The sequence below is a fragment of the Rhizobacter sp. P1_G5 genome (assembly GCF_056405435.1).
This window is the reverse complement of sequence record NZ_JBFUCB010000916.1, coordinates 1-1,707: the sequence shown is the minus strand read 5'-3', so window position 1 is coordinate 1,707 and position 1,707 is coordinate 1. Positions and strand designations below refer to the sequence as shown.

Sequence of the window (1,707 nt, the reverse complement as noted above, 5' to 3'; positions counted from 1 at the left end):
GGCGCGCGCCACCCCCGAAGCCAAGCTTCTTCGTCGCCTCAGAAATCGCCCCCAGCCCAGCCCCTCACCCGCCGCGACGCCAAGCACCACCMGCTCTTGTYGGGGGGAAAAGACTGAAGTGACCGACGAGCGTGCGGGTGCTCTGGAAAATCAGTCGGCCTCTGAGCAGAAGTCTCCGTCAGCCACCAGGCACTGCCCCGGCTCGACGTCGGAAGCGACTGCGCCACCCCGCGTGACGATCCGGCTGCTGGAAAGCCGCTTCGCCTCCGCCGTCGGCAACAACACCCACATCTGCCCGCGGTGCTTCGTGCTTCGGGCGTTCTGCCCGGCCTCGGAGCCGAAGCCCCAGAAATAGTCGGCCCGCACCGCACCGCGGATCGCGCCGCCGGTGTCCTGTGCGAACACCAACCGCTGCACCTGGATCGCCGAGCCCGACGGCGCCGGCGCGCTGAGGAACACCGGGTAGCCGAGCGGCGTCACCCTGGGGTCGACCGCTACCGAACGCCCCGCCGTCAACGGCACGCCCAGCGCCCCCTGCGGGCCCTCGGCCGCCGGGCGGTCGGTCACCGGCTTGAAGAACACATAGCTGGGGTCGGATACCAGCCGGCCCTGTGTGACTCGCGCCGGCGCCTTCGCAGACGCTGCTGCCGGCGCCTTTGCGCCGCCAAGCAGTTGGTCGACGAGGCTGTCCGATGCCCGCGACGGGCTGCGCGGCGCCGCCGGCACGGGCTTGCCGCCTCGCGTCACGACCGGTGCTTCATCCGCCACCGCCTCGTCGTCCTCCAGCACGAACTCCTGCGGCTGCTCCGCCGCCGCACCGGTGCCGCGCGTCACGACCTTCGTGCTCTTGACCGCTGCCACCCGCAACGGCTTGAACGGATGCCCGTTCTGCTCGGCGTACTGCACCCGCAGGATGCTGCCGTCGGGCAGGCGGATGCGCCCCGAGCCCTGCACCTGCATCGCATACAGCGCCAGCCCGTCGGCCACCCAGGCGAGCACCGGCGCGCCGATGTCCTGCGGCAGGTTCAGCGCCTCCAGCTCGCCCCGGGTGTAGTACGGCTCGGCACGGGCCGTGGCCCCGCTGCCGGTCAGCCGCACGCGCAGCCGGCGATCCCGGTCGTCCAGCTCGAAGCGGCGCAGGTCCATCGCGTAGCTGCCGGCCTGCGGCGCCGGCAGCACCACCAGCTGGTTGCCGTCCGGACGCACCGCGATCACGCCGCGCCGCTGCGCCTTCGGCACCCTCGACCAGTCTATCGTGTACAGGTCGCGCGGAACGCCCAGCACCGGCACGTCGTAGACGGCGCTGCGCTGGCGCTGGCCGTCCAGCAGCGGCTCGAAGTAGCCGGTGATGTCGCCCTCGCGGCTCGCATCGGTGTTCAGGATGCGCAGCAGCGAGAAACGGCTCTCGAAGAAGCCCCGCATCGCCGCCGTGTCGGCGGCCGGCACGCGCTGCGACGCGTCGCAGATCTCGCGCCATTCGTCGCGCTTGCGCAGCGCCTCGCACGAATTGCGGAACGCGCCCCAGCCGGCGCGCAGGTCGTCCTGCTGCCAGCCGGGCAGCTCGTCGAAGCCCGCCAGCTTGAAGACGGCGTTGCGGGTGCGCACCTCGCTCGGCGCCGCCACCCGCGCCACCCCCGATTTCGGGGTCGCCACGCCCGGCGCGACGCCGGCGTTGGACAGCGGCGCCGCCGGCCCGCCGGCCACCGC

General features: G+C 72.7%; 1 protein-coding gene. It reads right to left on the bottom strand.

The genetic code is table 11. The features are described from left to right. Positions 1–150 precede the first annotated feature (150 nt). Positions 151–1,707 (bottom strand): murein transglycosylase A (mltA, locus tag AC1D12_RS32680; RefSeq protein WP_477845289.1); only part of this gene is annotated, 1,557 nt, incomplete at its 5' end.